Source organism: Methylolobus aquaticus (genome assembly GCF_054172105.1).
This window is the reverse complement of sequence record NZ_JBSYXP010000014.1, coordinates 99107-111696: the sequence shown is the minus strand read 5'-3', so window position 1 is coordinate 111696 and position 12590 is coordinate 99107. Positions and strand designations below refer to the sequence as shown.

Annotated in this window: 11 protein-coding genes; 10 read left to right on the top strand and 1 reads right to left on the bottom strand. The window is 64.5% G+C overall.

The window, feature by feature from the left end; translation table 11 throughout:
* The first annotated feature begins 209 nt into the window (after positions 1-209).
* The 4 genes from ACW73L_RS17445 (at position 210) to ACW73L_RS17430 (ending at position 4759) form a co-directional block, all read left to right on the top strand.
* The gene (locus ACW73L_RS17445) at positions 210-833 is read left to right on the top strand and encodes a TetR/AcrR family transcriptional regulator (protein ID WP_498923854.1); all 624 of its coding nucleotides are present in this window, start codon (positions 210-212) and stop codon (positions 831-833) included.
* Between the two features lie 116 nt (positions 834-949).
* Positions 950-1225 (top strand): DUF4242 domain-containing protein, encoded by a 276-nt coding sequence (locus tag ACW73L_RS17440; RefSeq protein WP_139559655.1) that lies wholly within the window; start codon positions 950-952, stop codon positions 1223-1225.
* A 112-nt stretch (positions 1226-1337) separates the two neighbouring features.
* Positions 1338-2714: a methanethiol oxidase gene (gene mtoX, locus ACW73L_RS17435; RefSeq protein WP_498923853.1), complete on the top strand. Its 1377-nt coding sequence runs from the start codon at positions 1338-1340 to the stop codon at positions 2712-2714.
* A gap of 98 nt (positions 2715-2812) precedes the next feature.
* Positions 2813-4759: a cytochrome c peroxidase gene (locus tag ACW73L_RS17430; protein WP_498923852.1), complete on the top strand. Its 1947-nt coding sequence runs from the start codon at positions 2813-2815 to the stop codon at positions 4757-4759.
* Positions 4760-4913: 154 nt separating this feature from the next.
* Here the strand turns inward: ACW73L_RS17430 and aqpZ are convergent, their stop codons facing one another.
* Complete coding sequence (gene aqpZ / locus ACW73L_RS17425; RefSeq protein WP_498923881.1) at positions 4914-5606, bottom strand: aquaporin Z; 693 nt, start codon at positions 5604-5606, stop codon at positions 4914-4916.
* A 440-nt stretch (positions 5607-6046) separates the two neighbouring features.
* Between aqpZ and hemC the strand changes: the two genes are divergently transcribed.
* From hemC to ACW73L_RS17395, 6 genes are all read left to right on the top strand, one after another.
* The gene (gene hemC / locus ACW73L_RS17420) at positions 6047-6973 is read left to right on the top strand and encodes a hydroxymethylbilane synthase (protein ID WP_498923851.1); all 927 of its coding nucleotides are present in this window, start codon (positions 6047-6049) and stop codon (positions 6971-6973) included.
* Positions 6970-7773 carry a uroporphyrinogen-III synthase gene (locus ACW73L_RS17415; RefSeq protein WP_498923850.1) on the top strand — a complete coding sequence of 268 codons (804 nt, stop codon included), beginning with the start codon at positions 6970-6972 and terminating at the stop codon, positions 7771-7773. The genes hemC and ACW73L_RS17415 overlap by 4 nt, the downstream gene beginning before the upstream one ends.
* Positions 7773-9077 (top strand): uroporphyrinogen-III C-methyltransferase, encoded by a 1305-nt coding sequence (locus tag ACW73L_RS17410; RefSeq protein ID WP_498923849.1) that lies wholly within the window; start codon positions 7773-7775, stop codon positions 9075-9077. Before ACW73L_RS17415 ends, ACW73L_RS17410 begins: the two co-directional genes overlap by 1 nt.
* A complete protein-coding gene (locus ACW73L_RS17405; protein ID WP_498923848.1) occupies positions 9074-10348 on the top strand; it encodes a heme biosynthesis HemY N-terminal domain-containing protein in 1275 nt (424 codons plus the stop codon). The genes ACW73L_RS17410 and ACW73L_RS17405 overlap by 4 nt, the downstream gene beginning before the upstream one ends.
* 74 nt (positions 10349-10422) lie before the next feature.
* Positions 10423-11838, top strand: a complete 1416-nt coding sequence (locus ACW73L_RS17400; protein WP_498923847.1) for a serine hydrolase domain-containing protein — start codon at positions 10423-10425, stop codon at positions 11836-11838.
* Between the two features lie 136 nt (positions 11839-11974).
* Positions 11975-12484, top strand: a complete 510-nt coding sequence (locus ACW73L_RS17395) for a hypothetical protein (RefSeq protein ID WP_498923846.1) — start codon at positions 11975-11977, stop codon at positions 12482-12484.
* The last annotated feature ends 106 nt before the right edge of the window (positions 12485-12590 follow it).

Here is a 12590-nt window from a genome sequence, read left to right as displayed (position 1 = left end):
TCAGCCGTGGTCCCCCGGGGTTTCGGTCGGACCGTTGCGTGAGGGGCCGGATGGCGCGGTACCGCTGGCGCGGCGCCCTTGCCTCCGGCGGAGCGATGCGATTGTAAGCCAAGAACGCCGGTCCGGCTGCCTGTTCCAGGGCCAATGTCGGGTCAAGTTTCCTGAGGTCGGCCGTCGCGAACACCTCACTGGAAGGAGATGCTTGCAAAATGAGACGACCGGTCATATTATCCTTCGCCATGCGCAAGGTCGCGAAACAACTGACCAAAGAGAAGCTCCTGGACGAGGGGGTGGCTCTGCTGATGGAGCATGGCTACCACGGCACCGGGCTACAGGACATCCTGCAGCGGGTCGGTGTGCCCAAGGGCTCCTTCTACAACTATTTCGACAGCAAGGAACACTACGGTGCCGAGGCGATCCGGCATTACATCGAGCCGTTCATCGAACAACTCGACGCCTATCTCAAGCGCCCGGACCTGAGCGGTTCGGCTGCGCTGGAGTTGTACTATCGCGATCAGATCGCCGAAGTGGGGCGCCGGGACTTCAAGGGCGGTTGCCTGCTCGGCAACCTGATCGGCGAGATCGGCGATACCAGCGAAACCTGCCGCATCGCACTGAAGAGCGCCCTCGATCGGTACCGCGACATGCTGGCGGCCCTGATCGCGAAGGGACAGACGGAAGGCACCTACCGTCAGGATCGAAGCGCCCTGGAGATGGCCGATCTGCTGGTGAATGCCTGGCAAGGCGCCCTGCTGCGGATGAAGATCGAGCGGTCGACGGCGCCGCTGGAGCAGTGTTGCCGGACGCTGCTCGGAGACGACTTCCGGGCCTGACATTTTTTTACGCGATTTCGAGACGACCGGTCATATCGGTTTCGTTTACACTCCGCTCATTATCGGGGGGAGTTGCATCGCTGCGGTTTCGACCGCCACAACCTGAGGAGCACGCCATGCCGAAGTACATCATCGAACGCGAGATTCCCGGAGCCGGCAAACTGACGCCCGCGGAGCTGCAGGGAGTCGCGCAGAAGTCGTGCAGCATCCTGAAGAACCTGGGTCCGCAGATACAGTGGATCGAGAGCTATGTCACGGACGAGAAGGTGTATTGCGTCTACCTGGCGCCCAGCGAGGCGATGATTCGCGAGCACGCGGAGCAGGGTGGCTTCCCGGCCAACAGCATTCGACAGATTCGCACCGTCATCGACCCGGCGACCGCGGAAGGCTGAAGCGCGCTCGCGCTCCGGCCTGCGCGGGGCGCGAGTGTCTGTCGACTGTGAGCCACGCAGGACACACCGATACGAAAACAAGATGACCAGCCATCGAAGAGGTAATGCCTACATGAAAGACAATAAAACGCCGCCACGCGGCACCCGTCGCTCCGCCGTCACCGCACTGGCGCTTGCCGGACTCGTCGCCGGGGCGGGCGTGCCGGCTTCGTCGTATGCCGACGAGACCTGCGCGTCCCCGTACATGAAGAAGATCACGGGTCAGGAGGATTACGTTTACGTCTGGACGCTGGGCGCCGAGGGCGTGGGCGACGAACAGGACAAGCTGGTCACCGTCGCGACGAACCCGAAATCGCCGAGCTACGGCAAGGTCGTCCACACGTTGTCGGTGGGCGGGCGCAACGAGGCCCACCACTCGGATTTCACCGACGACCGGCAATTCCTGTGGGCCGGCGGGCTGGATACCAGCAAGATCTTCGTGTTCGACGTCCGCTCGGAGCCGGGGAAGCCCAAGCTGGTCAAGACGATCACCGACTTCGTCGCGAAGAGCGGCGGAGTGGTCGGCCCCCACACGATGTATGCCTTGCCGGGGCGGATGATCATTACCGGCCTGTCGAACAACAAGGATCACGGCGGGCGCACGGCGCTGGTCGAATACACCAACGCTGGCGAATACATCGCGACGCACTGGATGCCGACCGACAGCGATCTGCAGGGTGCGCTCAAGACCGGCAAGTACGCCGACGGCTACAACTACGACGTGCGTGCACTGCCGCGCAAGAACCTGCTGGTGACCTCCTCGTTCACCGGCTGGACCAACTACATGATGGATTTCGGCAAGATGCTGGCCGACCCGGAAGCGATGAAGCGCTTCGGCAACACCGTTGTGACCTGGGATCTGCACACCAAGCAGCCGAAGAAGGTGTTCGACGTGCCCGGCGCGCCACTGGAAATCCGCTGCGCCTGGGGTGAGACACATGACTACTGCTTCACGACCACGGCGCTGACCTCGCAGATCTGGCTGATCCACGCGGACGACAAGGGCGAATGGCAGGCCAAGGCCGTGGCCGACATCGGCGATCCGTCCAAGATTCCGCTGCCGGTCGACATCTCGATCTCGAACGACGACACGCGGCTGTGGGTGAACAGCTTCATGGACGGCAAGACGCGGCTGTTCGACATCAGCAATCCGCACAAACCGGTGCAAATCTACGAGAAGAAGATCGGTGCCCAGGTCAACATGGTGTCGTCGAGCTGGGATGGTCAGCGTCTGTATTACACCAGTTCGCTGCTGGCCAACTGGGACAAGAAGGGCGCGGACAACGAACAGTTCCTGAAGCTCTACCACTGGGACGGCAAGGACCTGAAGGAACAGTTCGCGATCGATTTCTACAAGGAAAAGCTGGGCCGGCCGCACCAGATGCGCTTCGGCGCCTATGCGCTGTACGCCGGATCGAACGCTGGCGCGAAACTGGCCGACGCGCGCTGAGTCCGGACGTTCCCCGAGCGGGCGATCGCTGCGAAAATGCGGCGATGCGCCCGCAGCGCGTCCCTGATCCTGGAAGGCCGGTTCGACCGGAGACTGTTATGGCTGCCCTGCGCAACGCCTTTCCCGCTCGCGCCGTTCGGGCGATCGCCCGCAGGGTGTCGATCGGCCTCGCGACGGCAATGCTGGTCCTGCTGCCGGCCGGTCCCTTGCCGGCCGACACGACGCCGCTGGCTCCCGGCTATCAGGCGCTGACCTACGTTCCTCCCCAGCCCGGTACGTATGGCCTGCCCTCGCTCGGGCCGGCCGCCGATGGGCCGGTCGTCGATTCCGCCGATCGCGACGTCCCGCTGCGCAGCCTGTTCGGCGACCGACTGGTCTTGCTGAGTTTCATCTATTCGAGTTGCAACGATGTCAACGGCTGTCCTCTCGCGATGGCCGTGTTTCATCAACTGCAGGCCCGTCTGGCCGCCATGCCTGGACTGGCCGGACAGGTGCGGTTGATCAGTCTGAGCTTCGATCCGGAGCACGACACACCGGAAGTCATCGCCCGCGCGCAGCGCGACGCGAGTTCGCCGGCTGTCGACTGGCGTTTCCTGACCACCCGCTCGGAGGCCGCATTGCAGCCGTTGCTGACCGCCTACCAGCAGCCGGTCGAGAAGGAACGCGACGAACAAGGTCGCCTCACCGGCCAGTTTTCGCACCTGTTGCGGGTGTTGCTGATCGACCGCCAGGGCGATATCCGCAATGTCTACACGGCGGGCGTGCTGCACGCCGACCTGATCCTCGCCGACCTGCAGACGCTCGCCAGCGGCTCGGAGCCGGTTCCCGCGTCGGTTCCGGCAGCGGCGAGTCCCTTGTCCGCGGCCGACCGCCTGCGGGCCGGGGACGACAAGACCGGCTATGCCGATGCCGGTTATAGCACCCGGTCTGTCGCCATGGAACAGCGGCGTGGCAAGCCGGCCGATCTGCTGGCAATGGCGCGGAAGCGCGTGGCGGGCCTGCCACCACTGCCGGTGCCGGCGGACAATCCGCTGACGCGCGACAAGATCTTGCTGGGGCGGAAACTGTTCTACGACCGCCGCCTGTCGCTCAACAACACCTTCTCCTGCGCCATGTGCCACATCCCGGAGCAAGGCTTTACCAGCCAGGAGCAGGCGATGGCGATCGGCATCGAAGGACGCACGGTCCGCCGCAATGCTCCGACGATCTACAACGTCGCGTTTCTCGATCGGCTGTTCCACGATGGGCGCGAATCGACATTGGAGAACCAGGTGTGGGGTCCGTTGCTGGCCCAAAACGAAATGGCGAATCCGTCGGTGGGCTTCGTCGTCGACAAGCTCAAGCGCTTGCCCGATTACCGCGGCCTGTTCGAGAAAGCCTTCGGCCGCCCGGCGACCATGGAAACCGTCGGTCAGTCACTCGCCAGCTACGAGCGGACGCTGATCTCCGGTGCGTCTGCCTTCGATCGCTGGCATTTTGGACAGGACGAGGCCGCCGTGTCCGCGGAAGCGAAGCGCGGCTTCGAACTGTTCACCGGCAAGGCGGGTTGCGCGCGATGCCATACCCTGGGTTCGGCCTCGGCCCTGTTCACCGACCAGCAGTTCCACAGCACGGGCCTCGGGTACCGCGACAGCATGGCACGCGAGCCGGAAACGCAGCGGGTGCAGGTTGCACCGGGTGTGGCCTTCGATGTGGATCGGAGCCTGATCGAGCAGGTGGCGGCACCGAAGCCGGCGGATCTCGGGCGTTATGAAATCACGCAAAATCCGGTCGACCGTTGGCAATACCGGACGCCGGGTTTGCGCAACGTCGCGCTGACGGCCCCGTACATGCACAACGGCAGTTTCGGGACGCTGGAAGAGGTGGTGAGGTTCTACAACGCCGGCGGAGTGCCGGGCGAAACGCTCGATGCGTTGATACGGCCGCTGGGACTGGATGACGCCGAAATCGGCGCTCTGGTCGCCTTCCTTAAGTCGCTGACCGGAAGCAATGTCGAGGCACTGGTGCTCGATGCCTATGCGGCGCCGGTGGGCGATCCGCAGTGAATTGGGCGGGTTGCGCCCGCGCGAATCGGGTCAGGGACGGTTCTGGTCGCCGTGTAGCCTATCCCGAATGGAAACCAAACGCGAAGGCTGAGGGCCGGCACGCGGGTGAAGGTCGGTGCCCCCACCCACGCGCCCAGTCGCCGAGGCTAGGCCATTACTTCTTTTCGGGCGCGCCCAGCCATTTGTAGGTCACGCCAGCCAGTGCTGCGCCGATGATCGGTGCGACCCAGAAGGCCCACAGCTGCGCCAGGGCCCAGCCGCCGACGAACAGCGCCGGACCGGTGCTGCGGGCCGGATTGACCGACAGGTTGTCGACCGGGATACCGATCAGATGGATGAGCGTGAGTCCCAAACCGATCGCGATCGGAGCGAAGCCCGCCGGCGCGCGTGCGTCGGTCGCGCCCAGGATGATCATCAGGAACATGAAGGTCAGCACGATTTCTGCCAGCAGCGCGGCGCCGAGCGAATAGCCGCCCGGCGAATGTTCGCCATACCCGTTGGATGCGAAGCCACCCGCCAGATCGAAGCCCACCTTGCCGCTCGCGATCATGTACAGAATCAGAGCGCCGATGATCGCGCCAATGACCTGAGAGGCGATGTAAGGGAGAAGCTCGGAGGTCTTGAAGCGTCCGCCGACCGCCAATCCGATCGATACGGCCGGATTGAGGTGGCAACCCGAGATGTGGCCGATGGCGAAGGCCATCGTCATGACCGTGAGGCCGAAGGCGAAGGAAACGCCCAGCAGGCCAATCCCGACGTCCGGGAAGGCAGCGGCGAGTACGGCACTACCGCACCCGCCGAAAACCAACCAGAAAGTCCCCAAAACTTCAGCCGCACACCGCTTCAATAAAGGCATGATGTTATCTCCCCTTGGTTCTAAAGAATCGCTATTTCGGGCAGACCGTTACATCAAACGGACAGCCCGGTTCGGGCAGGCAAGTCCATTAAGGTCGTCGCCAGTATCTGGGTTGCAGACCCATTCCAGTTTTCCCATCGCCCAGTCATCGCCCGGCGCGATTGTAACCCAGCCGAATCGCGGTTTGTCGATACTACTTTCTGACCCGTTTTTTGTGACCGGTTTATTCCTTTTGTGCGGATCGGATATCGGCGGTTGGCATCTCATGGGAAGCAGGCCTGTTCGGGATCCACTAGGGAAATTCCGGAATCGGATTTCGCCGACGGCCAGCAAGGACGCGGCGGTCCCGGCACTGCGTACCGTGCAACGCCTCGAAGGCGGTCGATCTGATAACATCTCGGTTTTTTTAGCGCCAGCGTGGCCCTACCGCCTTGAACCCAGTCATTCGCATTGCGACCCGCCGCAGCCCGCTCGCCCTCTGGCAGGCGGAGCATGTCGCGGAACGGCTCCGCAGCCTGCACCCCGGGCTGGCGATCGAACTCTTGCCGATGGTGACGCGCGGCGACAAACTGCTCGACGCGCCATTGGCCAAGGTTGGCGGGAAGGGCTTGTTTGTCAAAGAGCTGGAGCAAAGCCTGTTGGCAGGAGAGGCCGACATCGCCGTGCATTCAATGAAAGACGTGCCGGTGGATTTGCCGAATGGACTCCATATCGCCGCCATACTGCAGCGCGAGGATCCGCGCGATGCGTTCGTTGCCACGCAGTATGCAGCCTTGGCCGAACTGCCCTCCGGTGCGGTCGTCGGCACCTCGAGCATGCGCCGCCAGTGCCAGCTCCGCGCCCGTTTTCCGGCGTTGCGCTGGCTCGATCTCAGGGGCAACGTCAACACGCGTCTCGGCAAGCTGAACACCGGCGAGTGCGATGCACTGATCCTGGCCGCCGCTGGTCTGAGACGCTTGGGAATGGCTGATTTGATTACCGAGACTCTGGAACCCGACGTCAGTCTGCCGGCCATCGGTCAGGGTGCTCTGGGCATCGAATGCCGGCAGAACGATGACGCGACTCACGCGCTGCTGCGGGGTCTACACGACGATGACACCGGGATTTGCCTGACGGCGGAGCGCGCAGTCAACCGGCGGCTGCAGGGGGGATGTCAGGTGCCTATTGCCGGTTTCGCGACAGTCAACGGCGATCGGGTCAGCCTGCGCGCGCTGGTTGCCGCGCCCGACGGGACCCGCGTTCTGCGGGCGGAAGCGACGGCGACCCGCGCCACCGCGAACGAACTGGGCGTGGCGGTTGCCGACGACCTGCTGGCGCAGGGTGCCGGTGAGATCCTGCGGGCAGCGGGTTTCGTGTGAAAGCTGCCGCGGTCGGCAGCGGAGCGCTGCACGGCTGGACTGTGCTGGTCACCCGGCCACAGGATCAGGCCGAGGCCCTGTGCGCCCTGATCGAAGCCGCCGGTGGCCATCCCCTCCGCTTTCCCTTGCTGACGATCGAGCCCTGCGACGATCCGCAGGGTGCCGCGCTGGCGCTGCAGCACCTGGAAGACTGGGACTGGCTCATCTTTGTCAGCGCGAACGCGGTGCGTTACGCGGCTGCGCTCGGTTGCCGCTGGCCGGTTCTGCCCGGCGGCACGCAGGTGGCGGCGGTCGGTCGCGGCACTGCCGAGGCATTGCTCGCCTGCGGGGCCAGAGTGGACCTGCAACCGAAAGCGCAGTTTAATAGCGAGGCTTTGCTGGAGGCCCCCGCATTCGACCGTGTGAGCGGACAGCGCCTACTGATCGTACGTGGTTGCGGCGGCCGCGAATTGATGGCCGACGCTCTGCGCGCGCGCGGAGCGCAGGTCGAATACGCCGAGGTGTACCGGCGGGTCCCGGTTCGGGCCGACAGTGCGCCGTTGCTGGCGGCATGGCGCGAAGGCGGGATCAATGCGGTGATCCTGACCAGCGGTGAGGGTTTGGAGCACTTGGCCGGGCTGCTTGGCCCGGCAAATAGGGATTTGCTGGTCAGGACGCCCCTTGCGGTGATCGGCGAGCGCATCGCGTCCCTGGCCCGGAATCTGGGATGCCAAACGGTCGCTGCGGCCACCGAGGCATCAGACCAGGGGCTTTTTGACGCGTTGCTCTGCCTGGCCCACACCGGGCAGACGAGACTGTGATGCCGGACAACAACAGAGGTACAAGCATTGTGGCCGACGAGGAAAACGAGTCGCCGTTGAGCGAAGAGCAACTGGCCGCCTTCGCAAACGACTCTGCCGATGACTCATCCGGGATAGAGCCCCCGCCGTCGGAAGAAAAGCCGGCCAAGGCCAAGGGCCGTTCCGCGGGTACCTGGATCGGCTATCTGACGCTGGTCATCGTCGTGCTGCTGGCGATCGGCGGATTTTTCCTCATTCAGTCATTCCGCTCCGAACTGGGCGGGGAATTGAATAAGGAAGATCAGCAAGTGATCGAGCTGACGCGGCAACTGGGCAGCCTCCAGCAACAGCTGGCGACCTTGCACAACCAGGTCGCGGGGCTCCAGACCCAGCTGGCAACCGAGGACAGCAAGATCGAGCGGGTTCTGAGCGAACAGTCGTCGACGTTTGGGGAACGCCTTGAATCCGCTCGCGCCGATCTGAGCAAATCCGTCGATCAGATCCAACGACAGTTGAGCCGAACGCGCGGCGACGTGCTGGTCGCCGATGCCGAGTACCTATTGAGCGTCGCCAACCAGAAGCTGCATCTGGTCGGCGATGTCAAGGCGGTGCTGGCCGCGATGGAAGCGGCTGACCAGCGGCTGCACGACAGTGGCGATCCGGGCGTGTTTCCCGTCAGGGAGGCCCTCGCGGAAGAGATCAATCTGCTGAAGAACATGGCTGCTCCGGATATCGTCGGGTTGTCCGCGAAAATTCTCGCGCTGGAGGCCAAGATCCGGGAAATTCCTCTCCACCTGCCGCATGCGCCCACCGGCGCGGAGTCGGCGCTCAAACCCAAACCGCTCCAGGCCGAACCGCCGACCGCCGGGGCTGAAACGCCCGCCGCAGAGACTGAAGAGAGTGACGGCCGTATCGATGCCGCCCTCGATGCGCTGAAGGATCTCGTGACGATCCGGCGGACCGACCGGCCGATCGAGTCGGTGCTGACTCCGGAGGAGGTGGAAGGCCTTCGCCAGGTGCTGCTGCTCAAACTGGAGATGACGCGTGCGGCCTTGCTGCGGGGGGACGAGGGGATGTACCAGGCCAACCTGAAATCGGCCCGACAATTCCTGCGAGACAACTTCGACAACCAGGCCGCGGCGACCCGCGATGCCGACGCGCAGCTCAACGAATTTCTTCAGCAGCCGATCCGGGTTCCGATGCCGGACATCAGCAAGTCGCTAAGCCTGATTCGCAATATCGAGCGCTTGCGCCTCAAGGCCGACGAAGCGAAGAAGCCGTCGGTTCCGGAGCTGAAGCCGCAGGGCACTGGAGCTCAACCTTGAGGAAACTGCTCCTGCTGCTTCTTGCGGTCGGGCTGGCTGCAGGCGGTGGTTATTACGTCTACACACAACTGGCGTCGTCGGAAGATCCGGGCTACGTCATCGTCGGCTATGGCGGGTGGGCGCTCGAAACCTCGTTGTTCGTGGTTGCGACCGCGCTCTTTTTCGCGTTCATCGCCCTGTATGCCTGTATTCGGCTGGTGATCCAGACCTTGCGGCTGCCGACCATCCTCCGGCGGCGCACGGGAGAGAAGCGAACTCGCCGATCGAATCAGGCCTTGATCTCGGGATTGATCGAGACCGCCGAGGGAAACTGGGAAAAGGCGGAGCGTAATCTGATCCGGCATGCCGCGGACAGCGGTTTGCCCCTGATCAACTATCTGACGGCCGCGCGTGCGGCCCATTCCCGCGGTGCGATCGAGCAGCGCGACGAATACCTGAAACTCGCGCACGAAAACGTGCCCGAGGCTGAGTTCGCCGTGGGATTGATCCGGGCCGAGCTCCAGCTCTCGAACCAGCAGTTCGAGGATGCATTGGAAAGCCTCACGGAACTGGAGAAGATCGCGCCCAGCCATGCAGCCGTGCTGCGTCTGCAGCATCAGGTCTATGCGCAAATGGAAGACTGGGAGGGTCTGCGCCGGCTGATTCCGAGCCTGCATTCCAGCAAGGTCATGATGGAGGCCGAGATCAAGCTGCTAGAGACATCGACGTTCGCGGCGCTGCTCAGAAGTACGGCGGAGCGACGGCAAGCGCAGGAGCTTGAGGCCTTGTGGAAGACCATTCCGGAGCACGTCCGAGCCGGCCAGGGCATCCAGACCCTCTTCTTCGCCGCAATGATCGAAGCGGGCGCGGCGGAAGATATCGAAGGTCGTTTGCGGGCGGCGCTGACCAAGGAATGGAACGATACGCTGCTGGCCTTGTACGGCGCCATGAAGCTGCCCGACGCAGCCGGCCAACTGGCCCGCGCCGAGGCTTGGTATGCCAAGCACCAAAAGGATCCGGTGCTGCTGAGGATACTGGGCAAGCTGGCCTTGCGGGCCGACGATCTCCCGAAGGCGCGCGGCTATCTGGAAAGCAGCCTCGCCCTGGAAGAGAGCGTGGAAGGCTTCCGCCTGATGGGCGACGTGCTGCTGAAATCGGGCGATCCGGCAGGTGCGGCGGAATTCTATCGCCGTGGGCTTTTCTATGCCTCAGACGAGGTCATCACCCAGATCGAGCAGAATCCGACCGGCGACAGCGGCGTCGAGCCGGGCTCGCAGATATCGGGCGGCTGAGCCGACCGCGCGGCGCCAGACGGGCGCGATCCACGCAACGCCAGTGGTCGATCTGACCTCTCCCTCTGCAACTGATGCCTGTTGGCTCCCCGATCGTAGTCCCGTCCCGCCGGCCCTGGGGCAGGCTTCTGCGGATCCTGGTCCTGCTGGCCGCCGGTCTGGCCGCATGGTACGCATTCAGTGTCTCCCGTTTGCTGTTGGCCTACCAGGCCAAGATCCTGTGCTCGGGCGTGTTCGTCTCGCATCGGGCCCCGGCAGATGTCATTGCCACCGATCTTACGCTGGACCACCATCGCTGGCTGGCCGGATTTCCCGTGGGCGTGGATCCGGTGCGTGGTCGGGCGCACGCGGGGTGGCGATGGCCGCTCCTGCGCGTCGCGGTTCATCGCCCGGGTTCCGGCTGCACCCTCGTCGATGCCGCGGCCGAACCCCGGCCGCAGGCACCGGCCAATCCGTCGCGGGGTTCGTTGCCTCCGTCGGCCCCCGACGACGGCGCTTTGTCCGAGGATTCGCGCGGTACCCTGTCGGCGTCGCTGCTGGCTTCGGCCTTTGCTGAGCCGCCGGACGGTCCGTCGATGCGGACCCGGGCAATCGTCATCATTCATCGCGGTCGCATCGTGGCCGAGCGGTACGCGGCCGGTTTTGGCCCGGACACACCTCTGGCCGGATGGTCCATGGCCAAGACGGCCCTGAATGCCTTGCTCGGCGTTCTGGTGCGGCAGCACGTGTTGTCCGTTGATGACAGGGCGCCAGTCCCCGAATGGTCCAGGCCCGGCGATCCCCGCGGCAACATCACCATCGCTCAGTTGCTGCGGATGACCAGTGGCCTCCGGTTTCGCGAAACGTACAGCAGCCCGCTCGAAGACGTCATGCAGATGCTGTTCGGGCGCGCCGACGGCGCGGCCTTTGCCGCATCGCAGCCACTGGAGGCGACGCCGGGCAGTCGCTGGCAGTATGCCAGCGGAACCACCAACATCCTGTCGCGCATCCTGAGAGCCCGGCTTGGGGACGCGGCCTACCGGGACGCGCCCCGACGTCTGCTGTTCGACGCCGTCGGCATGCGGACGGCGACGCTGGAGCCGGATGCGGCCGGAAGCTTTGTGGCATCCTCGTTCATGTACGCCAGTGCCCGCGACTGGGCCCGGCTCGGAATGCTGTTCCTCAATGACGGCGTGTGGCAGGGCCGGCGCCTGTTGCCCGAAGGCTGGGTCGCCTACAGCCGGACGCCGACACCGCAATCGCCCGATGGCGAGTTCGGGGCGCACCTGTGGCTGCGCGTTCCGCGGTACTATCAGGACCCGGAGGGTCCGGCCGCGCTGCCGGACGTTACCTTCCATGCGATTGGTCATGAGGGGCAATTCGTGTCGGTTGTCCCCTCGCATGAACTGGTGGTCGTGCGGCTTGGCTTGACGCGCCAAGCCCATGGCTGGCGGCACGATCGTTTCCTCGCAAGCGTGATCAACGCCGTCGAGGAGCGGGAACGGCAGTGACGACCCATGGCGGAGCACGTTGGCCATGTTCCCGGGCGGGCCTTTACCCTGGGGGCGGGGAGGGCGGATTTGGTTGCGGCTGAGACCAACCGGTGTTGTATGCTCCGGAAATGGGGGCCCGCATAGAGTCGAGACGATGAGAACGAAGCCGCCCGTGAAGGTCGTGCCGGTCATCTTGCTGGCGCTCCTGTCCTGCGGCGCCGACGCCGCGCCTTCGCTGTGCTCGAAATCAGAGCAGGTCGTGTTTTCGTGTCCCCTGACACGGAAGCTTGTCTCGCTCTGCGCGAGTCGGGGCACGGCGCAGGCGCCGGTGTCCCTGACTTATCGGATCGGGCGCCCCGGTCGATCGCCGGAGCTGGTTTATCCCGAGCGCCCCACCGCACCGTCGGTCCACTTCGAGGCCAGCTCCCTGATGTATTCCGGGGGTGGTGGAGCATTTATCCGCTTCGAACGCGGAGGGTATACCTATACCCTCTTTACGGCGATCGGGCGGGGCTGGGGCCAGAAGGAAGGTATTGTCGTGGACGCTCCGGCCTCCCGCCGGACCTATCTGCCGTGCCGCCAGCCGGCTGAGTCGCTGCTCGGCGACGACTGGTTTCGTCAAGCAGGCATTCCCCCCGCATCGTCCGAATTCGAGCTTCCTTGATCCGGGATGCGGCCGCGCCGGATCAATGTTCGTCTTATCGCTCGGATGGTCACGTGCGGACGGCGCCGGGCAGCCATAGGGCCGTGCCGCCTCGTCTCTCCCACAA

Excerpts from the sequence above, each read along its gene's own strand:
- ACW73L_RS17395 (WP_498923846.1), top strand. The coding sequence starts at position 11,975 with ATGAGAACGAAGCCGCCCGTGAAGGTCGTGCCGGTCATCTTGCTGGCG.
- ACW73L_RS17410 (WP_498923849.1), top strand. The coding sequence starts at position 7,773 with ATGCCGGACAACAACAGAGGTACAAGCATTGTGGCCGACGAGGAAAAC.
- ACW73L_RS17440 (WP_139559655.1), top strand. The coding sequence starts at position 950 with ATGCCGAAGTACATCATCGAACGCGAGATTCCCGGAGCCGGCAAACTG.
- mtoX (WP_498923853.1), top strand. The coding sequence starts at position 1,338 with ATGAAAGACAATAAAACGCCGCCACGCGGCACCCGTCGCTCCGCCGTC.
- ACW73L_RS17400 (WP_498923847.1), top strand. The coding sequence starts at position 10,423 with ATGCCTGTTGGCTCCCCGATCGTAGTCCCGTCCCGCCGGCCCTGGGGC.
- ACW73L_RS17430 (WP_498923852.1), top strand. The coding sequence starts at position 2,813 with ATGGCTGCCCTGCGCAACGCCTTTCCCGCTCGCGCCGTTCGGGCGATC.
- ACW73L_RS17445 (WP_498923854.1), top strand. The coding sequence starts at position 210 with ATGAGACGACCGGTCATATTATCCTTCGCCATGCGCAAGGTCGCGAAA.